This window comes from Spirillospora sp. NPDC048824 (assembly GCF_043198455.1).
GTDB lineage: Bacteria > Actinomycetota > Actinomycetes > Streptosporangiales > Streptosporangiaceae > Spirillospora.
In genome coordinates this window covers 60,375-80,936 of record NZ_JBICUS010000022.1, presented here as the reverse complement: position 1 = coordinate 80,936, position 20,562 = coordinate 60,375, and the positions used below count along the sequence as shown (strand labels likewise).

Sequence of the window (20,562 nt, the reverse complement as noted above, 5' to 3'; positions counted from 1 at the left end):
GACACCGCTCGGACGTTGGGGCGGACCGCGCCCGGGTAGCCCCGGCGTGGAGCGTCCCGCCCTGGGACGCTCATCAGGATCTGGGAGGACGTCATGGCGAGGCTGCCGATGAAGATGCTCAAGACGTTGATCGCCGCGGTGCTGGCCCTGACGCCGGCGTCGGTCCCGACCGCGATGGCGGTGGCCGGGGTTCTGGGGGCCACGGCCGCGGTGACGGCCGGCTGCGGCGGCGGCGGTGGTGACGAGGACGGCGACGGCGGCGGCGGTGACGAGGACGGCGGCGACCGGGAGAACGAGGACGGCGGCGACCGGGAGAACGAAGACGGCGGGGGCGGCGACGACGACTGACCCGCGAGCGGGCACCCGGCACCGTGGGCGTCCGGAACGCCCCCACTATCCTGCCGACGGACGCGGGAGGCGGCATTGCGGAGCGGCACGGTGGAGCACTGGGCGCGGGACGTGCGCACGATCCGGGTGATCGGCGCCGGGGCGATGGGGCGCGGCATCGCGCAGTTCGCGGCGGCGGGCGGGCTGACGGTGGAACTGGCGGACGTCCGGGCGGAGGCCGTGGTCGACGCGGTCGAGTACGTCTCCGGAATGTTCGACAAGCTCGTCGGCAAGGGACGGATGGCCGAGGGTGAGGCGGAGGCCGCCAAGGGCAGGCTGCGGCCGGTGGGTGAGCCGCTCACGCCGTTCCAGGAGTGCGATCTCGTCATCGAGGCTGTGCGCGAAGACCTGGATACCAAGCGGGAACTGTTCTCGGCCCTGGAGAAGGCCTGCCCCGAGCACACGATCCTCGTGACGAACACCAGTTCTCTGCCGGTGACGGCGATCGCGGCGGCTCTGAAGGACCCGTCCAGGGTCGCGGGGCTGCATTTCTTCAACCCGGTGCCGTTGATGCGGCTCGTCGAGGTGATTCCGGGCGCGCGGACGGCCGAGTGGATCCCGGGGGCGCTCGCCGAACTCGTCCAGCGTCTCGGGCACGAACCGGTGCTCGCGCCGGACGCACCCGGCTTCCTGGTCAACCATGCTGGGCGCGGCCTGGTGACGGAGGCTCTGCAGATCCTGTCGGAAGGTGCCGCCGAGCCCGTCGACATCGACCGGGTCGCACGGGACGTCCTGGGCCTCAAGATGGGCCCCTGCGAACTGCTCGACCTCACCGGGATGGACGTTTCGCACCCCGTCATGGAGTCCATCTGGACGGGCTTCTACACGGAGCCGCGGTTCCGTCCGTCCCGGCTCGGGCGGGCGCGGATGGAGGCGGGCCTGCTCGGACGCAAGACGGGCGAAGGCTTCTACAAGTACGTGGACGGGTCCAAGCAGGAGCCGCCCGAGGTCACGGCACCGGCCGTGGAGGCCCGCCCTGTCTGGGTGCACGGCGACGTCCGTGAGGAGCTGGGCGCGCTGCTGTCGACGGCCGGAGTCGAGGTCGAGGCGGGGGACGAGCCGTCCAGCCGGGCCGTCGTGCTCGTCGCACCGCTCGGGCGCAGCACCGTCGACACCGCCCGCACCGAAGGCCTCCCCCTAGAGCGCACCTTGGGCGTCGACCCGTTCGGCGGGTTTTTCACCCGTCTCACCGTGTCCGTGCACCCGGGTGTCGACCAGGAGACCGGTCGCGCCGGTCTCGCGGCCCTCGCCGCCCCGGGACGCCCCGTCACCGTCGTCCGGGACGCCCCCGCGCCCGTCGCTCAGCGGCTTGTCGCGTCGATCGTGAATGTGGGCTGCGGGATTGCGGAGCAGAGGCTCGCCCGTCCCGAGGACATCGACACGGCCGTCCGGCTCGGGCTCGGCTACCCGCGCGGTCCGCTGGAGTGGGGTGAGGACGCCGGGGCCGGCCGCGTCCTAGAGGTCCTGCGCGGCCTGCACGCCTCCACCGGGGACCCGCGCTACCGTCCGAGCGCCTGGCTGGCCGAACGGGTGGCGCTCGGCCTCCCCCTCACCGCGACCGGCACAGTCCCGTCCGACCTCACGTCCGACCTCACGTCCTGACGGCGACCGGGTACGCCCGTCCGGCAGGCCGGTCCGGCAGGCCCCGGCCCGGCAGGCCCCCGCCCGGCAGGCCCCCGCCCGGGTGCCGGACGGGGGCCTGCCGGGTGGGAGCCCCGGGTCACAGAGGCCAGGAAGGGAGCTTCTCGGCCGGCTTCGGCCTGGTGTCGGTCCAGCCGGAGTCGCGGACGACCGAGTAGTCGATCACGAACCCGGGCTCGCGGTCCCGGTACGGTCCTCCGGGCCTGGTCAGCACGTTCTGCGCGGCCAGCATCTCGCCGGTCTCCCGGTCGAAGATCAGCTCCGCCCGGCTGTCGTACTCGCCGCGTTCGGCCTCCGGCGCGCCCCACTCCCCGGTGATGCGGCTGGTCTCCCGGTCGGCTGCCAGCGCGACGCCCTCACGTCCCAGCGGGTCGGTCCGCTCACCCACCGACCTCACCCCCGGCTGCGCGGCGAGCGCCCGCATGAGCCCGGCCCGGACCGCCGGCGGCACGGGCGCGTCCTGCAGCATGTTCTCGACCAGAAAGAGCTTGTGGAAGGCGGTCATCGGCGGCGGCGTCCGCAGCCTCCCGCTGTGCTCCCCGACCCGCTCTTCGGCCTGGCGGAGCTTTCGCGGGTCCATGATCTTGCGCGACCCACGGGGCACGAAGAACATGGCGGCGAGCTTCTCCGGGTCGGTCGGCAGCCGCTGGAAGTCCTCGACGGTCCTGCCGCCCAGCCAGTTCCCGCCGCCCGCCGGGTCCGGGTCGTCCACCTCCCACTCCGTCGCCTTCCGGCCGTAGGTGTAGTAGTGGTCGTTCGACCAGACCCTGAACTCCGGCGGCGACCCGGCCTTCTTCCACAGCTCCTTGTCCCGCGCCGTGTGGAGCCTGGCCGGCAGTTCGCGTCCGTAGAACGCCTCGCCCATGCCCGACTTGGCGCCCGACCATCTGAAGAACTCGGTCTGCGCGCCGACGATCGCGTAATCACCGGTCTCGGCCCGCACGATGTAGGACTGGCCCGAGATCCAGCCGGAGGACCAGTACTTGCCGATCGGCTGCGCGGCGGCCTTGTCCGCCGCCGCCAGCACCGCCCGGTCGGCCAGCTCCACCTGAGACGGCGACCCCGGTGGTGCGGGCGCCCCCGAACCGACGGCGGTGATGGCGACGGCGGCCGCCGTGCCCGCCGCGACCACGCCGAGCCCGGCCTTGAACCGCAGCCCGAACCACGACGGTGTGCGGCGCGCCGGGGCGGCGATCTCCTTGCGCAGGCGCCGGCGGCCCGTGTCGGCGGCGGCCTCGGCCGGCCGCTCGTCCAGCATCTCGGCGATCATCTGCATTTCGTCCATGGTCAGTCTCCGTCGGTGAGAGAGAGGGCCGCACGCAGCTTCCGGCGTGCGCGGTTCAGGCGGGAGCCGACCGTTCCGGACGGGACGCCGAGCACGGCGGCGATCTCCTCGTGCTTGAGGTCGGCGAGCGCCACCAGCAGCACGACGTCGCGTTCCTTGCGCGACAGCCGGGTCAGCGCCCGCGCCAGGTCCGGACGCCTCCCGGCGGCCGTCACGGCGCCCACGACGCGGTCCTCATGGCCGCCGATGTCCGGTTCGGCGCCGAGCCGGGCGAGCGCCCGGTAGCGGCGGGTCTCGACGCGGCGGTGCTGCGCGACGAGCGTGGTCGCGATGCCGAACAGCCAGGGCCGGACGTCCCCCCGGGCGGGATCGAACGCGGCGCGGCGGCGGAACGCGGCGAGGAACGTCTCGGCGACGACGTCGTCCGCCGCCTGCGCGCCGAGGCGTCCGGCCACGTACCGGTACACGGCCGGGAAATGCCGGTCGTACACGGCGGTGAACCGCTCGGGGTCGTCCAGGGACGCGGCGACGATCGCGGTGTCGTCGATCTCGTGCGCGGTGGTCACGCGACCGTCCGTGTGCCGGATCCATCGGTCATCACACACCTCCAGGGGGGATTGTCCTCACCCCTTACTCCGTCACCGCCCCGTTCCGCTTTCGGTGATTCGCCGGCCGTTTTCCGAATGATCCACGCAAGCAGGCCCCCCGCCCCGGGTCGGGGGCGGAGGGCCTGCGGGACGGGAGCCCCGGGGTCAGTGAGGCAGCTTCGCCGGCGGCTTCGGCTTGCCGTCGGTCCACGTCGCCGACCGGACGGTCTGGTGCTCGACGACGAAGCCGGGCTTCATCCCGGCGTACTCGCCGCCGGGCCTGGTCAGCTGCTCCTGCCGGGACAGCAGCGCGCCCGTGCGCTCATCGAAGATGATCACCGGGCGGGAGTGCCACGTCCCCCGGCCGGCCTCCGGCCCGTCGGTGATCGTCGTGGCGCGGTCGGCGGCGGCCAGGGCGACGCCCGGCCGGCCCAGCGGATCGGTGACGCGGCCGATCGGCCGGACCCCCTCCTGAGCGGCCAGCGCCCGCATCAGGCCCGCCCGCACCTTCGGCGGGAGCGGGTTGTTCATCAGCAGGGACGCCACCCTCATGATCTTGCTGTGCGGCACGGCCCGCCGGAAGGCGGGGCCCTTCGCCCGCGCGCCCGGCTGGAGACCGGCGGCCGCCCCCTCGTCCTCCGGACTGAGGAACATGGCGGCGAGCTCGGCCGGGTCGGTCGGCAGGTTCCGCAGATCCTCCGCCGACTTGCCGTCCAGGAAATCGCCGCCGCCGCCCGCGTCGTGGCCGGCCTCCGGCCCCTCCGACCGCCACGGCGCCGCCTTGGTGGTGAACGTGACGTCGCCGCCGTCGGTCGGGACGCGGAAACTCGCCGGCGACCCGGCCTTCCGCCACAGCTCCCGGTCCCGTGCGGTCTGCGGGCGGGCGGGCAGGTCGCGCTGGAAGTACGCCGAGCCCATCCCGGACTTCGCGCCGTGCCAGCTGAACGACTCGCCGTGCGAAACGGTGATCGCGTAGGCCCCGGTCGGGGCGCGCACGACGGCCGCCCGGCCGCTGACGATGTCGCTGTACCAGTACTCGCCGGTCGGCTGCGCCTCGGCGTTCTCCGCCGCCGCCAGCACCGCCCGCTTGCCCAGGTCGACACTGGCGGGAGTGCCCGGCGTCGCCGGGGAGCCGGAGCCGGAGCCGATGGCCGCGACGGCGACGGCGGCCGCGGCGCCGGCGGCGAGGGCGCCCAGCCCGAACGCCCCCCAGCGGACGGGACGGCGCCCCCGTGCCCGTCCCGCGGGCGGCGCCGCCTCCGGGGCCGCCCGGAGCGCCCGCTCCAGGTCACGTTCCCGGCGCGCGCCGGCGGCGGCCGGGTCCGCCGAGGGGTCGAGCTGCCCGGGCCGTGCCGCGGACAGCGCCTTCATCACGTCATGCTTCATCGGACTGCTTTTCCTCTCAGGAGTGATTCGGGACGGCGCCGCGCGCGGACACGTCGGGGTCCGGTATCCGCGACTGCGCGGTCAACGCGCGCTCCAGCCGCCGCCGGGCGCGGTGCAGCCGCACGTAGAGCGCGGCCTTCGAGCATCCGACGACCTTCGCCGCCTCGTCCGGTGACAGCGCGTGCCAGGCGACCAGCGTCAGCAGCTCGCGGTCGCCGTCGGACAGGTCCGCCAGCGCGCGCAGCACCCCGGCGCGCTCGGCCACCGCCTCCGCGACGTCACCGGCGGGCGGCTGCCCCGCCGCCCAGGTCCGCAGCTCGCGGGTCAGCGCGTCCCGCCGTTCCCGCACCCGGTACGACTCGCGCAGCAGGTTGCGCGCGATGCCGAACAGCCAGGGCAGCGGCTCGTCCGGTAGGTCGCGGATGCGCCGCCACGCGACGCAGAACGCCTCACTCGTGATCTCTTCGGCGGCCTGCCCGCCGACCCGGCTCACGACATAGGCGTGGACGCGCGGATGGTACGCGTCGTAGACCGCCGTGAACCGGGCGATGTCTTCGGGGTCCGACAAGGTTCGAGCCCTTCGTCCGGGGGTTCGTCACCCGGGTAGTGGTCCGGGCCCGCCGCTTCTTACCGAAGCATCCGGAGTACCTGGAACGGAACGGCCGGTCTCGGTCCGGTGGAAGGACGGAGACCGGCCGGTGCGGGACCCCGGAACCGGGCCCGGCCTGCGGGTCAGCGCAGCCGGAAGGGCTGTTCCGCCGGCGGCGAGGGCTTGGTGTCCGTCCAGCCGGTGCTGCGGAAGACCTCGTAGTTGATGACGAAGCCGGGCTTCCGCGTCCGGTACGGGCCGCCGGGGTCGGTCAGCTCCTCGTGCAGGGACAGCAGTGCGCCGCTGCGCTCGTCGAAGACGATCACGTTGCGGGAGCGGTAGGTCCCCTGCTCGCTCTTCGGCGTGCCGGACTCGCCGTCGTCCGTGCTGGGGAGGGAATATCCGGCCAGCGCGACACCCTGGCGGCCCATCGGGTCGGTGACCTGGCCGATCGCATGGACGCCCGGCCGGGCTGTCAGCGCCCGGATGAGACCGGCCCGGACCTTCGGCGGCGTCGGGCCGCCCAGCAGCTCCCCCACGTTCCGGATCTGGACGTTGGGCAGCACCCGCGGGGCGATGGGCGGGGGCGTCCTCCCCAAGGACCGCAGCCTCTCCAGATCCGCCGGCCCCTCAAGGAACATCGTGGTGAGCTCGGCCGGGTCGGTGGGCAGGTTCTGAAGCTCCTCGGCCGACTTGCCCAAGGCGACCTTCCCGGCGCCCACGGGGTCCGGGCCCGTGCCCGGCACGTCCGAGCGCCACGTCGTCGCCTCGGTGGTGAAGGTGAGGTGCTTGTCGCCCGACCAGACGCGGAAACTCGACGGCGACCCGTCCTTGCGCCACAGTTCCCCGTCCCGGGCGGTCAGCGGGCGGGCCGGGAGGTCGCGGCCGTAGTACATCCCGCCCATGCCGGGCTTCACGCCGTGCCAGCCGAACAGCTCGCTGTGCGCGCCGACGATCGCGTACGCGGCGCCGGACTTGGACCGTACGACGTAGGACTGGCCGCTGACGACGTCGGTGTACCAGTACTTGCCGGCCGGCTGCGCCTCGGCGTTCTCCGCCGCCGCCAGCACCGCCCGCTTGCCCAGGTCCACCGAGCCCGGGGACGTGGGCGCGCCGGGCGCCTCCAACCCCGCACCCGGCCCCACGGCCACGATCGCGACCGCGGCCCCGGCACCCAAGGCGGCCACACCGGCACCGGCCTTGAGCCGCCAGCCGAACCGCCGCCGTCCCGCTCGGGAAGCCCTGAAGCGCTTCCCGCCCGGCGCCATCTCTGCCTCCAGCATGGTCAGCGCCTTCGCCGCGGCCTCGGCCGACGGGGGCGGCGGCTCGCGCAGCAGCCGCCGGATCCGGTCCGTCTCGTTCGCGTCGATGTCGTTCACGCGGGCGTCTCCTCAATGATCAGGGTGGGGTTGACTCCGCCGAGCGACTCCCTCAGGCGGCGGCGGGCACGGTGGAGCCGGGACGCGACCGTGCCGGTCTTCAGGCCGAGTGCCTGCCCGACCTCCTCGTAGGACAGGTCGGCCAGCGCGATCAGCAGCAGGACGTCCCGGTCCCCGCGCGGCAGGCGGGCCAGCGCGTCCCCGAGGTCGGCGCCCACGCCGCCGGCGGTGACGCGCGCCGCGATGACGTCCTCGTGGCCGTCCTCGGTGTGCTCGGCGGGCGTGCGTGCGAGGGCCCGGTAGCGGCGGCTCTCCGCACGCCGGTGCAGCCCGATCAGCCGGGTCGCGATGCCGTACAGCCAGGGACGGACCGTGCCGCGCTCCGGGTCGAAACGGCCGCGCTTGCGGAACGCGGTGAGGAACGTCTCGGCGGCGATGTCGTCCGCCGCGTCCACGCCGAGGCGCCGCGCCGCGTACCCGTGGATCGCGGCGAAATGGCGGTGGAAGATCTCCGCGAACGCGGCGGGATCGCGCCGCGAGCGGACGATCGCCACCGCGTCGGGCGCGTCCGCACCGGGATCCGGTGGGTCGGGATGGGCCATGAGGTGATCCTCGCTGTCGGGGGGGAAGTGCTCGGTCACCCGGTTCTCAACCGATGCCCCGCTCCGCCTTCACGCACATGCCTCATCCTGCTCATGGCGGACGGCGGACGGCGGACGGCGCGGTCTCGGGCGTCGTCCCCCCTCCCCGCGGAAACGCCTTCGCCCTTCCCGCAGGGAGCCCGGGAAGGGCGAAGACCTCTGGTGAGCGGTGAATCCGGCACCGCCTCGGATCAGCGGATGCGGTAGGCCCGGATGATCTGCTGGTCGATGCCGCTGCCGCCCGCGTCGGCGGCCGTGACGCGGACCGACACGGACCGGCCGCCTGCCGCCGGTGGGAGCGGCGCGCTGAAGCGGCCCTCGCCCAGCGGCTTCACGGCGGCGGCCTGCCAGGTCTTCCCATCGTCCAGGGACGTCCAGAAGCGCAGGCCGGTGACCTTGGCGCCGCCGGTGCCGGCGACTCGCGCGACCGTCAGGACGGCGGGCTTGCCCGTCGGCTGATTGCGCAGGTCGAGGCCGAGGTCGTAGTCGACGGTCAGCAGCGGGACGCGGACGCTCTCATTCCCGCGCGGCGCGGCCGAGCGGAACGTCCAGGACGTGGAGGTGCGGGTCGACACCGGCAGGATCGCCGACGCGTCGTTCCGGTACGTCAGCCGGTACTCCCTGCGGCCGGACGGGATGAGGAAGTCGCCGGCCGGCCCCTCCTTCTCGCCGAGCTTCTCGTCTCCGGCGAACAGCGTGAGCTTGCCCTTTATCCCGTTCACGCCGCAGTCGAACCCGTCCGGACGGGTCTGCAGGTCGACCAGCTGGACGTGCAGGTTGCCGCGCGTGCGGGTCGTGGGGGCGGGCGTGCAGATGCTCGGGGAGACACCGGTGGCGGAGTATGGGCCGGGGCGCAGCGGCTGACGTCCCCATGTGTGCTCGACACGCCGGCCCGGCCGGAGTTCGAGGAACGTGCTCTGGTCGACCCATCCGTCAGGAATGCCCTGCGGGGACCCCCAGGCCAGCCAGCGGACGCCTCCGCCGGTCGACACGTGATCCGTACGGGTCGTCCCGGCCGGTGTGTCGGACGCCAGTCCATCGAAGAGCAGCAGGCCCTCGGGGGTGAGCCCATAGCGCTTGTCGCTGATGAGTTCGCTCTCGTTCCCGCCGAATGCGGCGAACCGCTGGTGGACGCGGGCCATCCTCGCCTGGGCGGCGGTGGTGATGACGTGGGACGGATCCGCGGGGATCCCGCCGCCCAGAGGACGCAGCACGTCGTAGAACCCCTCGGGCCCGCTGAGCCGGTGTGCCGTGTAGGCCCGGAACCCGCCGGTCTCGGGGGCGTCCATCGGCTGGAGCATCATGGGTGACGTCTCGGCGTCGCCGGAAGTGACGAGCATCGTCCAGATGCCCTGCCTGGTGGAGCGGACGACGGCCGCGTAGTTCGAGAGCGCCTTCGTCCGGGTGCCCTCGACGCTCACCGTGGCCGGACGGGCCTTCGCGCCGTCGAGCGTGACGGTCATGTCACGGTCGACGAGGACCTCGGGGGTGCCGGCGAGGGCGTAGCGCCAGTCGTTCCCGCCCGTTCCGCCGTGCTGGACGGACCCGAGGACGGCATACCGGCCTTCCGGGACACGGATCTCGGTCGTGCCGTCCAGGACTTCGACGATCGTGGAGAGCTCGACGATGTCGGTCAGGTGGGTCACGGTCGCGTAGGCGTACAGGTCCGCGGCGTCCGTGCCGGGCAGGGGAGTCGCCTTGACGGTGAGCGTGTGCGTCGGGGGTTCGACGTAGAAGGTCACCGGCGTTTCGAGGGTCGCGCCGGCGCCCTTCGCGGTCACGACCGCCGTGTACAGGCCGGGACGTCCGGCGAGCTTCGAGGCGTCGATCTCCAGGTCGGCGGACGCGGTGGCGCCCGCCGGGATCTCGACCCGGGCGGGGACGCTCGCCGCGCCGTGGGCCGTGCGGCCCTGCCGGTCGACGACCTCGACGCTCAGCCCCATGTGGACGGGGCGGGAGGCGTTGGACGTCCAGCCGAGCTCCGTGGACAGGGCGCCGTGGTCCGGGTACTGCGACGTCCCGAGGTCGACGATGCTCTGGGCGGTGAGGACGGGGGCGCGTGCGGCATCGCCGGCGTCGAGCCGTCCGGCCCCGCGCTCGTAGGCGTCACCGCCGGTGGCGGGGTCGCCGGTGCCGACGAGGGCGGCCTTGAGCCGGGCGGGCTTCCAGCGGGGGTGCTTCGCGGCGAGCAGCGCCGCGGCGCCGGCGACGTGCGGTGCCGCCATCGACGTGCCGGACATCTTCGTGTAGTTCGCCCCGATCGGGGTGCCCAGCGCGGTGCCCTCGGCGCGCGCGGCGACGATCTCGACGCCGGGTGCGACGATCTCCGGTTTGGCGGTATGGCCGACCGGGCCCCGGCTGGAGAACTCCGCGAGTGCGTCGTGGGCGTCGACCGCGCCGACCGTGAGCGCGGCCTTGGCCGTGCCCGGCGCGCCGACCGACTGGATCGCACCGTCGTTGCCCGCGGCCACGACGAACAGCGTGCCGTGCTCGGCGGTGAGGTTGTCCAGCGCCACGGAAAGGGGGTCGGTGCCGTCGGTGGGGAAACCGCCGAGGCTCATGTTGACGACGTCGGCGCGCGGTGCGGCCCACTGCATCCCGGCGATCACGCCGGAATCGGTGCCGTAGCCCCGGTCGTCGAGGACCTTGCCGATCAGCAGGTCCGCGTCCGGGGCCATGCCCTTGCGCTCGCCGCCCGACGCGGCACCGGTCCCGGCGATCGTCGCGGCGACGTGCGTGCCGTGGCCGAGGCGGTCGGCGGTGCCGGGCGATTCGGAGAAGTTCTTCGTCGCGGCGATGCGGCCCTTGAGGTCCGGGTGCCCGGCATCGACGCCGGTGTCGAGAACGGCGACCTCCGCTCCCTTGCCGGTGTATCCGGCCCGCCACGCCTTCGGGGCGCCGACCTGGCGCAGGTTCCGGTCGAACCGGCGTGCGGTGGGGGCGGTGGGGGCGAAGTTCGCCTTGACCCTGCCGTCCAGCCAGATGCGCCGGATGCCGCCCGTGGCCTTGGCGGACGGGCCGCGCATCCCGGCGAGTGCGTCGCCGAGGGTGCGCGCGTCGTCCTTGGACTGCCGGACGGCGACGGCGTCGATGCTCGGCAGGTCTCGCGTCTTGTCGAGGGCGCCGCCGAGCGCCGACATGGCGTGGACGCCCTTGTCGCGCTGGACGATCAAGGGCAGGTCCTTGCTGCGGGCGTCGTCGTAGCCCTGCGAGATCAGGGCGGTGACGTCGAACAGTTCGCGGTCGATGACCCGGCCGGCCAGCGGCGCGATGTCGAGCGGAGTGACCACGACGTGCCCGTCCGGGCGGATCTCCTTGCGGAACGAGCGCTTCTCGCGGCCTGGTGCGGGGGTCACCGAGACCATCGGTGGCTTGCCCTCGACCGTCCGAACCTGGACCACGTCACCGGTCAGCAGGGTGACCTTCCATGCCTTGCCCGAGGGCAGGCCGCCCGTGGGGGGTGGCGGCGGGTCGGCTTGGGCCGGCGCGGGCGTCGCGGTGAGCGCGCCCGCCGCCAGCAGGATGCCGAGCAGTGCCCGGCTCCGGCTTCTGGGGGTCATCGAGTCTCCTCTCCTCACAAGTGATCACCCGATGCGGGTGATCGACTTCACGGCGGAGGTGTCGACGGATCCCGGTTTCTTTCAGGAGATGGGGAACTGGAATACCTGGCTCAGACGTCCTGTTAATGAAGACGTCAGCAAAGTTGAGTCCGGTCGACTCAAGTCATTTGACAACATGGGGAGGTCCGGGCACCCTTGCGAACAGCAACCGAACCGGCCGCACCCCGGGGGGCGACCGGGGCGCGATAACAACCGGAACCGCGGCAGAACACCCGAACTGCGGCAGACACCGGAACCGGTACACCGGAAACGACGGAGGACGAGAACATGGCACGTGCGGTCGGCATCGACCTCGGGACGACCAACTCGGTCGTCGCGATTCTGGAGGGCGGCGAGCCCACCGTCATCGCGAACGCGGAGGGGTCGCGGACCACGCCGTCCGTCGTCGCGTTCGCCAAGAACGGTGAGGTTCTGGTCGGAGAGGTCGCCAAGCGACAGGCGGTGACCAACGTGGACCGGACGATCCGTTCGGTCAAGCGCGAGATGGGCACCGACTGGAAGACCAAGATCGACGACAAGGACTTCAACCCGCAGCAGATGAGCGCGTTCGTGCTGCAGAAGCTGAAGCGCGACGCGGAGGCCTACCTGGGCGAGACCGTCACCGACGCGGTCGTCACGGTTCCCGCCTACTTCTCCGACCACCAGCGGCAGGCCACCAAGGAGGCCGGCCAGATCGCGGGCCTGAACGTCCTGCGCATCATCAACGAGCCGACCTCGGCCGCGCTGGCGTACCACCTGGAGAAGGAGAACGAGGCCACCATCCTGGTCTTCGACCTGGGCGGCGGCACGTTCGACGTGTCCCTGCTGGAGGTCGGCGACGGGGTCGTCGAGGTCAAGGCCACCAGCGGCGACAACCACCTGGGCGGCGACGACTGGGACCAGAAGGTCGTCGACTGGCTGGTCGAGAAGTTCAAGAACGCCAACGGCGTCGACCTGGGCAAGGACAAGATGGCCCTCCAGCGGCTGCGTGAGGCCGCGGAGAAGGCGAAGATCGAGCTGTCCGGTTCGTCCGAGACGCAGATCAACCTGCCCTACATCACCGCGTCGGCCGAGGGCCCGCTGCACCTGGACGAGAAGCTCACCCGTGGCGAGTTCCAGCGGATGACCTCCGACCTGCTCGACCGGACCAAGGCGCCGTTCCACTCGGTGCTGAAGGACGCCGGCATCGGCGTCGACAAGATCGACCAGGTCGTCCTGGTCGGCGGCTCGACCCGGATGCCCGCGGTGTCGGACCTGGTCAAGGAGCTGACCGGCGGCAAGGAGCCCAACAAGGGCGTCAACCCCGACGAGGTCGTCGCGATCGGCGCCAGCCTCCAGGCCGGCGTGCTCAAGGGCGAGGTCAAGGACGTCCTGCTGCTGGACGTGACCCCGCTGAGCCTCGGCATCGAGACCAAGGGCGGCATCTTCACCAAGATCATCGAGCGGAACACCACGATCCCGACCAAGCGGTCGGAGACGTTCACCACCGCCGACGACAACCAGCCGTCCGTGGAGATCCAGGTCTACCAGGGCGAGCGCGAGATCGCCGCGTACAACAAGAAGCTCGGCACCTTCCAGCTCACCGGTCTGCCGCCGGCGCCGCGCGGCGTCCCGCAGATCGAGGTCACCTTCGACATCGACGCCAACGGCATCGTGAACGTCAGCGCGAAGGACCAGGGCACCGGCCGCGAGCAGTCGATGGTCATCACCGGCGGCAGCGCGCTGCCGAAGGACGACATCGAGAAGATGATGCGCGACGCCGAGGACTACGCCGAGGAGGACCGCAAGCGCCGCGAGGAGGCCGAGGTCCGCAACCAGGCCGACACCCTCGCGTACTCGACCGAGAAGTTCCTGCGGGAGAACGACGAGAAGGTCCCCGACGAGATGAAGACCGAGGTGAGCGACGCGGTCGCCGAGGTCAAGAAGGCTCTGGAGGGCACCGACGTCGACGCGATCAAGGGCAGCGCCGAGAAGCTGGCGCAGGTCAGCCAGAAGATGGGCGCGGCCATGTACGCGCAGAACCCGGAGGGCGCGCAGCCGGGCGGCGAGGACGCCGGCCCGACGGCCGACGCGCAGGGCGGCGACCAGCAGGACGACGAGGTCGTCGACGCCGAGATCGTCGACGAGGACAAGCCGAAGGGTGATGCATCGTGACGTCCTCTCCCGACGAGGGCGAGGAGAAGGAGGGCCCGGTGATCCGCGACAAGCGGCGCATCGATCCCGAAACGGGGGAGGTCCGGGGGACCGGTGAGTCCGGCGCGCAGGCGGCGCGGCCACCGGCCCCGGAGGCCCCGGCCAACGGGGGCGCCGAGGTTACGGGCGAGGAGGTCTCCTCGTTGAAGACACAGCTGGCGGAGCGTCTCGCGGACCTCCAGCGGCTGAAGGCCGAGTACGACAACTACCGCAGGCGCGTCGACCGCGACCGGGTCGCGGTCCGGGAGCAGGCCGTCGGGCAGGTCCTGTCCGAACTGCTCCCGGTCCTGGACGACATCGGGCGTGCCCGTGACCACGACGAGCTCACCGGCGGCTTCAAGTCCGTCGCCGAGAGCCTGGAGGCGGTCACCGGCAAGCTCGGCCTGGTGCGGTACGGCGAGAAGGGTGAGCCCTTCGACCCGACCGTGCACGAGGCGCTCATGCATTCGTTCTCCCCGGATGTGACCGAGACGAGTGTCGTGGACGTCCTCCAGCCCGGTTACCGCATCGGCGAGCGGATACTGCGCGCCGCACGCGTCGCGGTGGCCGATCCCGAGCCCGACGCCGCCGGAGAGCCCGGCGACGAGGCGGGTGACGACGGCGAGTGACCCCCGGCCCGGCGCCGAGGGGTCCGGGGGTCGCCCCCCGGAAGGACCCGGTGTCCCGTCCCGGCCGCGACGGCCGGGGCGGGACCGCCGGGGCACGTGAAGACATGTGGCAAGTGGCGATAGCAGAAGGCGGGGCGCCGTGAGCACCAAGGACTACCTGGAGAAGGACTACTACAAGGTCCTCGGTGTCGCGAAGACGGCTTCCCAGGAGGAGATCAAGAAGTCCTACCGGAAGCTGGCGCGCAAGTACCATCCGGACGCCAACAAGGGCGACACCGACGCCGAGGACCGTTTCAAGGAGGTCTCCGAGGCCTACGACGTCCTGTCGGACGACAAGCGCCGCAAGGAGTACGACGCGGTCCGGTCGATGCCGGGCGGTTTCCGCGGCCAGCAGGGCGGCGGCTTCCCCTTCGACTTCGGCGACCTGTTCGGGCAGCCCGGCAGCGGCGGCGGAACGCAGGCGGGCGGCGCCGGGGAGCGCATCGGCGACCTGTTCGGCGGCCTGTTCGGGCGGGGCGGCGGCGGCACCCGCACGACGGGCACGACGCGGCGTGCGCGCCGCGGCGCGGACGTCGAGACCGAGGTGACGCTGTCGTTCGGACGCGCGATGAACGGCGTGACCGTCCCGATCAAGCTGACCAGCGAGGCCCCCTGCAACGGCTGCCGCGGGACCGGCGCCAAGGCCGGCACCGTGCCGCGGGTGTGCCCGAACTGCGAGGGCACCGGCCACGAGACCCGCAACCTCGGGAACTTCGGCTTCCAGGAGCCGTGCAAGGACTGCCACGGCCGCGGCCTCGTCGTCGACGACCCGTGCCCGATCTGCCACGGCAGCGGTCGCGCCACCGGCACCCGCACCATCCAGGCGCGCATCCCGGCGGGCGTCGCCGACGGCCAGAAGATCCGGCTCAAGGGCAAGGGCGCGCCGGGCGAGAACGGCGGCCCGCAAGGCGACCTCTACGTCAACATCAAGGTGCAGCCGCACCGGGTGTTCGGCCGCACCGGCGAGAACCTCACGCTGACCGTCCCGGTCACGTTCCCCGAGGCCGCGCTGGGCGCGGAGATCAGGGTGCCGACGTTCCAGGGCCAGCCCGTCACGCTGCGCCTGCCCGAGTCCACGCCGAACGGCCGCACGTTCCGCGTCAAGGGCCGCGGCGCCCCCCGGCGCGACGGCACCAAGGGCGACCTGCTCGTCACCGTCGACGTCCAGGTCCCTCAGAAGCTCGACGACCAGGCACGCGAGGCCCTCGCCCGGCTCCGCGCCGCGGGCACCGGCGACGACCTGCGCGCCGACCTCCTCCAGCAGGCACGACAGGAGTGAGTTGGGTGGATCCGTTCGGCGATGACACACCGGTTTATGTGATCTCGGTGGCGGCGCAGCTGTCCGGGCTGCATCCGCAGACGCTGCGGACCTATGACCGGATGGGGCTGGTGTCTCCCGGCCGGACGGCGGGACGGGGCCGCCGCTACTCGATGCGCGACATCGTGATGCTCCGCGAGATCCAGCGGCTCTCGCAGGAGGAGGGCATCAACCTGTCCGGCATCAAGCACATCCTGGAGCTGCAGCGCGACAACGTGCGGCTCCGCGAGGAGCTCCTCAAGGCGCACGCGGCGCTGGAGGACCTCGCCAACGAACTCGAATCGACGCGTTCCGTCGCGGCGCGGCTGGCGCAGCAGCGGCGGCACGGTGAACAGGGCGGTACCCCCGGCTCCGACCTGGTGCCCATCAGGCACACGAGCGTCGTGGTCTGGCACGAGCGGAACCGGGACTAGGACATCAGGTGGTTGACGGGGGGTCTGGGACATGGACTACAAGCTGACGCAGAAGAGCCAGGAGGCGGTGTCGGTCGCGGTCCGGAGGGCCGCGGCCGAGGGGCACCCCGAGGTGGAGCCCCAGCATCTGCTGGTCGCGCTGATCGCCCTGGCGGACGGCACGGCGGTGCCGCTGCTGGAGGCCGTCGGCGCGGACTGGCAGGCGATCAGGCGCCGCGCCGAGGAGCAGCTCGCGGCGAAGCCGAAGGCGCAGGGCTCGACGGTGGCGACGCCGCGCCTGTCGGGTCAGCTGCAGCGGTCGGTCAACACGGCGGCGAACCGGGCCCAGCAACTGGAGGACGACTACGTCTCGACCGAGCATCTGCTGGTCGGGCTCGCCGCGGACGGGGGCCCGGCGGCGGGCCTGCTCAAGGAGTTCGGTGCGACGCCGCAGGCGCTGCTGGACGCGTTCGAGAAGGTGCGCGGCCACGCCCGCGTCACCACCGAGAACCCCGAGGGCACCTACCAGTCGCTGGAGAAGTACGGCGTCGACCTGACGGCGGCGGCCCGCGACGGCCGGCTCGACCCGGTGATCGGGCGGGACTCGGAGATCCGCCGGGTCGTGCAGGTGCTGTCGCGGCGGACGAAGAACAACCCGGTGCTCATCGGTGAGCCCGGCGTCGGCAAGACCGCCGTCGTGGAGGGCCTGGCGCAGCGCATCGTCGCGGGGGACGTCCCCGAGTCGCTGCGCGGCAAGAAGCTCGTCTCGCTGGACCTCAGCGCCATGGTCGCGGGCGCGAAGTACCGCGGCGAGTTCGAGGAGCGGCTGAAGGCCGTCCTGAACGAGATCAAGGAGAGCGACGGGCGGATCGTCACGTTCATCGACGAGCTGCACACCATGGTCGGCGCGGGCGCGGCCGAGGGCGCGATGGACGCCGGCAACATGCTGAAGCCGATGCTGGCCCGCGGCGAGCTGCGGATGATCGGCGCGACGACGCTGGACGAGTACCGCGAGCGGATCGAGAAGGACGCGGCGCTGGAGCGCCGGTTCCAGCAGGTCTTCGTCGGCGAGCCGACCGTGGAGGACACGATCGCGATCCTGCGCGGGTTGAAGGGCCGCTACGAGGCCCACCACAAGGTGCAGATCAACGACTCGGCGCTGGTGTCGGCGGCGGCGCTGTCGGACCGCTACATCACGTCCCGGTACCTGCCGGACAAGGCGATCGACCTCGTCGACGAGGCCGCGTCGCGGCTGCGCATGGAGATCGACTCCCGTCCGGTGGAGATCGACGAACTCCAGCGCACCGTCGACCGCCTCAAGATGGAGGAGATGAACCTGTCCAAGGAGACCGACGAGGCGTCCCGGCAGCGTCTCGACCGGCTCCGCGCCGACCTGGCGGACAAGCAGGAGCATCTGACCGGCCTCGTCGCCCGCTGGGACAAGGAGAAGGCCGGCCTGAACCGCGTCGGTGAGATCAAGGAGCGGATCGACCAGCTCCACGGCGAGGCGGAGCGCGCCCAGCGCGACGGCGACCTGGAGACGTCCGCGCGGCTCACCTACGGCGAGATCCCGGAGCTGGAGAAGCAGCTGGAGGAGGCGTCGGAGGCCGCCGACAACCGCGACGCGATGGTCAAGGAGGAGGTCGGCCCGGACGACGTCGCCGACGTGGTCGCGTCCTGGACGGGCATCCCCGCCGGGCGTCTCCTCGAAGGGGAGACGGAGAAGCTGCTGCGCATGGAGGACGAGCTCGGCAAGCGCCTGATCGGCCAGGCGGCCGCGGTCCGCACGGTGTCGGACGCGGTCCGCCGCGCCCGCGCCGGCATCTCCGACCCGGACCGCCCGACCGGATCGTTCCTGTTCCTCGGCCCGACCGGGGTCGGCAAGACGGAGCTGGCGAAGGCCCTCGCGGAGTTCCTGTTCGACGACGAGCGGGCGATGACCCGCATCGACATGAGCGAGTACTCCGAGAAGCACAGCGTCGCCCGGCTCGTCGGCGCCCCGCCCGGGTACGTCGGCTACGAGGAGGGTGGGCAGCTCACCGAGGCCGTCCGGCGCCGCCCGTACTCGGCGGTGCTGCTGGACGAGGTGGAGAAGGCCCACCCCGAGGTGTTCGACATCCTCCTCCAGGTCCTCGACGACGGCCGGCTCACCGACGGGCAGGGCCGCACGGTCGACTTCCGCAACGCGATCCTGATCCTGACGTCCAACATCGGGTCGCAGTTCCTCGTCGACCCGACGCTGGAGAACGGCGCGAAGCGCGAGGCGGTCTGGAACGCCGTCCGGAACTCGTTCAAGCCGGAGTTCCTCAACCGCCTGGACGACGTGATCCTGTTCGACGCGCTGTCCACCGCCGAGCTGACCCGGATCGTGGACCTGCAGGTCGCCAAGCTGGCCGAGCGTCTCGCGGAACGGCAGCTCACGCTGAAGGTGACCGACGCGGCCCGCGAGTGGCTGGCGATGACCGGCTACGACCCGCTGTACGGGGCGCGCCCGCTGCGCCGCCTCGTCCAGACGGCGATCGGCGACCAGCTCGCCCGCGAACTCCTGTCCGGCGGCGTCCTCGACGGCGACGAGGTGGTCGTCGACCTCGACGAGCCCGCCGACCGCCTCACCGTCGAACCCACCCGCGGCCTGAACCTCACGAAGTAGGGCGCCTGTGTGCCCGCCACCCTTTCTGGGCCGGCGGGTGCCCGCGTGTCAGGCGGTGAGCCAGTCGGCGGGGATGTCGTCGCGGAGGCGGTCGAGGGTCTCCTCGTCGCGGGTGCGGACGGAGAGCCAGCCTCCGCCGTCGCAGAGGAGCACGCCCGGGCCGGCGTAGAAGGCCTGTCCGTCCTCGCCTTCGGGGTGGGCGGGGAAGGGCAGGCGGGTGAAGCGGCGGTCCAGTTCGCCGTCGTCCTCGAAGTCGCCGTGGTCGCAGACGGGCTCGTCCGCCTGGAGTGCCTCGGACAGGACGATCTCGATGCAGGACACGGAGAAGGCGTCCAGCCAGCCCTCCCAGCGCTCCGCCTCCTTGTCCTGGAGGTCCCGGCGCATGCGGACGGGCGGGTCGGCCTTGTCCAGGTCGGTGAGGAGGACGCCCCACGACGCGGCTCCCTGGTTCTCTTCGCGGAAGACCAGGGCTTCCTTGCGGTCGTCCACGTAGAACTCGTCCGGGCGCAGCAGTGAGTGCATGGTGCTGTGCAGGTCGGCGCGGCGCCCGAAGAGCGTGTACGCCTCGCGGAGGGCGGCGGGCAGGCGCATGCCGAGGTGTTCTTCGGCCGCCGTCAGTTCGGCTTCCGGCGTCCCGTCCTCCGGAGTCAGCGGTGTGCGCCAGGTCGCGGCGAAACCCCGGATGTACGTCCAGGCCGCCGACCGGTCGCGCAGCGCGGACGGGAGATCCCGGACAAGGTCGAACGAATCGGTCACGTTCGGGAAGCTACTCCGGTCATCGCCCGTCCGTCGGCCGATGACCGGTTCTGCTGTGAGCGTGGAACCGTTCCGTACAGAACGTACAGAAGGCAGAGTCTTCCCCATGAAGCTTCTGATGCTGGGCGGGACGGAGTTCGTCGGACGAGCCGTCACCGAAGACGCGGTCGCCCGCGGATGGGACGTGACCGTCTTCCACAGGGGCCGCCACGAGCCGCCTCAGGGCGTCGTGTCGTTGCACGGCGACCGCACCGCCGAGGACGGTCTCAAAGCCCTCGCCGGCGGGCAGTGGGACGCGGTCGTCGACACCTGGTCGGGCGCACCGTCTGCCGTACGGGACGCCGCGCGGCTCCTGGACGGGCGGGTCGCACGGTACGCCTACATCTCCAGCCGTTCGGTCTACCGCTATCCCACGCCGGCCGGGCTCGGCGAAACCGCCGCCGTGGTGGACGGCTCCCCCGACGACGGCGAGGTCGACTACGCGTCGGCCAAGCGCGGGGGAGAGCTCGCGGCGACGGACGTGTTCGGCGACAGGGCGCTGCTGGTGCGGGCCGGGCTCATCATCGGCCCCTACGAGAACATCGGGCGCCTGCCATGGTGGCTGACGCGGATCTCCCAGGGCGGTGAGGTTCTGGCGCCCGGCCCACGCGACGCGGGTCTGCAGTACATCGACGCCCGGGACCTTGCCAAGTGGACCCTGGACGCCATCGAAAACGGAACCGGCGGGGCGTTCAACCTCGTCAGCCCACCAGATCACACGACGATGGGCGAGTTGCTCGAAGCGTGCATCCAGGCGACGGGCTCTGACGCCGACCTCGTCTGGACGTCCCCGGAAAAGATCCTTGAAGCGGGCATCCAGCCTTGGACGGACCTTCCGATCTGGATTCCACCCGGCGAGGCGTACGACACGATGCACCGCGCAAGCGTGACCAAAGCGGTTTCCGCGGGCCTGCACTGCAGAACCGTCCAGGAAACGGTCGCGGACACGTGGGAGTGGCTCCGAGCCATCGGAGGCCGGGCGCCGCAGCGTCCCGACCGCCCGGTGGTCGGCCTGAACGCCGAGACCGAAACGAAGGTCCTGCGCTCCTGACGAGGCCGCTCTGCCCTAACCC

The 20,562-nt window shown here is 72.2% G+C and carries 16 protein-coding genes; 8 read left to right on the top strand and 8 right to left on the bottom strand.

All coding sequences use genetic code 11. The features are described 5' to 3' along the window. The first annotated feature begins 93 nt into the window (after window positions 1–93). Both ACGFIS_RS32535 and ACGFIS_RS32530 read left to right on the top strand, forming a co-directional pair. Window positions 94–348 carry a hypothetical protein gene (locus ACGFIS_RS32535; RefSeq protein WP_392903269.1) on the top strand — a complete coding sequence of 85 codons (255 nt, stop codon included), beginning with the start codon at window positions 94–96 and terminating at the stop codon, window positions 346–348. Between the two features lie 75 nt (window positions 349–423). Beyond that, window positions 424–1,989 (top strand): 3-hydroxyacyl-CoA dehydrogenase, encoded by a 1,566-nt coding sequence (locus tag ACGFIS_RS32530; RefSeq protein WP_392973497.1) that lies wholly within the window; start codon window positions 424–426, stop codon window positions 1,987–1,989. A 118-nt stretch (window positions 1,990–2,107) separates the two neighbouring features. On the opposite strand, the gene ACGFIS_RS32525 is transcribed toward ACGFIS_RS32530, so the two are convergent. The 7 genes from ACGFIS_RS32525 to ACGFIS_RS32495 form a co-directional block, all read right to left on the bottom strand. Further along, window positions 2,108–3,313, bottom strand: a complete 1,206-nt coding sequence (locus ACGFIS_RS32525; RefSeq protein ID WP_392973495.1) for a hypothetical protein — start codon at window positions 3,311–3,313, stop codon at window positions 2,108–2,110. 2 nt (window positions 3,314–3,315) lie between these two features. Further along, window positions 3,316–3,879, bottom strand: coding sequence for an RNA polymerase sigma factor (locus ACGFIS_RS32520; RefSeq protein WP_392903263.1), 564 nt, complete (start codon window positions 3,877–3,879; stop codon window positions 3,316–3,318). Between the two features lie 186 nt (window positions 3,880–4,065). Next, window positions 4,066–5,286 carry a CU044_5270 family protein gene (locus tag ACGFIS_RS32515; RefSeq protein ID WP_392903260.1) on the bottom strand — a complete coding sequence of 407 codons (1,221 nt, stop codon included), beginning with the start codon at window positions 5,284–5,286 and terminating at the stop codon, window positions 4,066–4,068. Window positions 5,287–5,302: 16 nt separating this feature from the next. Then, window positions 5,303–5,854, bottom strand: a complete 552-nt coding sequence (locus ACGFIS_RS32510; protein WP_392903258.1) for an RNA polymerase sigma factor — start codon at window positions 5,852–5,854, stop codon at window positions 5,303–5,305. Window positions 5,855–6,018: 164 nt separating this feature from the next. Beyond that, window positions 6,019–7,254, bottom strand: coding sequence for a hypothetical protein (locus tag ACGFIS_RS32505; RefSeq protein ID WP_392903256.1), 1,236 nt, complete (start codon window positions 7,252–7,254; stop codon window positions 6,019–6,021). Then, window positions 7,251–7,856, bottom strand: a complete 606-nt coding sequence (locus tag ACGFIS_RS32500) for an RNA polymerase sigma factor (RefSeq protein ID WP_392973493.1) — start codon at window positions 7,854–7,856, stop codon at window positions 7,251–7,253. Before ACGFIS_RS32500 ends, ACGFIS_RS32505 begins: the two co-directional genes overlap by 4 nt. A gap of 230 nt (window positions 7,857–8,086) precedes the next feature. Continuing rightward, entirely contained in the window at window positions 8,087–11,455 is a 3,369-nt protein-coding gene (locus ACGFIS_RS32495) for a S8 family serine peptidase (RefSeq protein WP_392973492.1), read from the bottom strand. 327 nt (window positions 11,456–11,782) lie between these two features. Between ACGFIS_RS32495 and dnaK the strand changes: the two genes are divergently transcribed. The 5 genes from dnaK (at window position 11,783) to clpB (ending at window position 18,694) form a co-directional block, all read left to right on the top strand. Beyond that, window positions 11,783–13,648, top strand: a complete 1,866-nt coding sequence (gene dnaK / locus ACGFIS_RS32490; protein ID WP_392903249.1) for a molecular chaperone DnaK — start codon at window positions 11,783–11,785, stop codon at window positions 13,646–13,648. After that, a complete protein-coding gene (gene grpE, locus ACGFIS_RS32485) occupies window positions 13,642–14,295 on the top strand; it encodes a nucleotide exchange factor GrpE (RefSeq protein ID WP_392973509.1) in 654 nt (217 codons plus the stop codon). Before dnaK ends, grpE begins: the two co-directional genes overlap by 7 nt. 139 nt (window positions 14,296–14,434) lie before the next feature. Continuing rightward, complete coding sequence (gene dnaJ / locus ACGFIS_RS32480) at window positions 14,435–15,613, top strand: molecular chaperone DnaJ (protein ID WP_392903246.1); 1,179 nt, start codon at window positions 14,435–14,437, stop codon at window positions 15,611–15,613. 5 nt (window positions 15,614–15,618) lie between these two features. Then, entirely contained in the window at window positions 15,619–16,065 is a 447-nt protein-coding gene (locus tag ACGFIS_RS32475) for a heat shock protein transcriptional repressor HspR (protein WP_392903242.1), read from the top strand. A 31-nt stretch (window positions 16,066–16,096) separates the two neighbouring features. Continuing rightward, complete coding sequence (gene clpB, locus ACGFIS_RS32470) at window positions 16,097–18,694, top strand: ATP-dependent chaperone ClpB (protein ID WP_392903241.1); 2,598 nt, start codon at window positions 16,097–16,099, stop codon at window positions 18,692–18,694. A gap of 48 nt (window positions 18,695–18,742) precedes the next feature. On the opposite strand, the gene ACGFIS_RS32465 is transcribed toward clpB, so the two are convergent. Beyond that, on the bottom strand, window positions 18,743–19,450 hold the full coding sequence (locus ACGFIS_RS32465; RefSeq protein ID WP_392903238.1) for a hypothetical protein: 708 nt from the start codon (window positions 19,448–19,450) through the stop codon (window positions 18,743–18,745). Between the two features lie 106 nt (window positions 19,451–19,556). On the opposite strand from ACGFIS_RS32465, the gene ACGFIS_RS32460 reads away from it, so the two are divergent. After that, the gene (locus ACGFIS_RS32460) at window positions 19,557–20,540 is read left to right on the top strand and encodes an NAD-dependent epimerase/dehydratase family protein (RefSeq protein ID WP_392903235.1); all 984 of its coding nucleotides are present in this window, start codon (window positions 19,557–19,559) and stop codon (window positions 20,538–20,540) included. Window positions 20,541–20,562 lie beyond the last annotated feature (22 nt).

Excerpts from the sequence above, each read along its gene's own strand:
- dnaK (WP_392903249.1), top strand. The coding sequence starts at position 11,783 with ATGGCACGTGCGGTCGGCATCGACCTCGGGACGACCAACTCGGTCGTC.
- ACGFIS_RS32515 (WP_392903260.1), bottom strand. The coding sequence starts at position 5,286 with ATGAAGCATGACGTGATGAAGGCGCTGTCCGCGGCACGGCCCGGGCAG.
- ACGFIS_RS32535 (WP_392903269.1), top strand. The coding sequence starts at position 94 with ATGGCGAGGCTGCCGATGAAGATGCTCAAGACGTTGATCGCCGCGGTG.
- ACGFIS_RS32500 (WP_392973493.1), bottom strand. The coding sequence starts at position 7,856 with ATGGCCCATCCCGACCCACCGGATCCCGGTGCGGACGCGCCCGACGCG.
- ACGFIS_RS32525 (WP_392973495.1), bottom strand. The coding sequence starts at position 3,313 with ATGGACGAAATGCAGATGATCGCCGAGATGCTGGACGAGCGGCCGGCC.
- ACGFIS_RS32460 (WP_392903235.1), top strand. The coding sequence starts at position 19,557 with ATGAAGCTTCTGATGCTGGGCGGGACGGAGTTCGTCGGACGAGCCGTC.
- ACGFIS_RS32495 (WP_392973492.1), bottom strand. The coding sequence starts at position 11,455 with ATGACCCCCAGAAGCCGGAGCCGGGCACTGCTCGGCATCCTGCTGGCG.
- clpB (WP_392903241.1), top strand. The coding sequence starts at position 16,097 with ATGGACTACAAGCTGACGCAGAAGAGCCAGGAGGCGGTGTCGGTCGCG.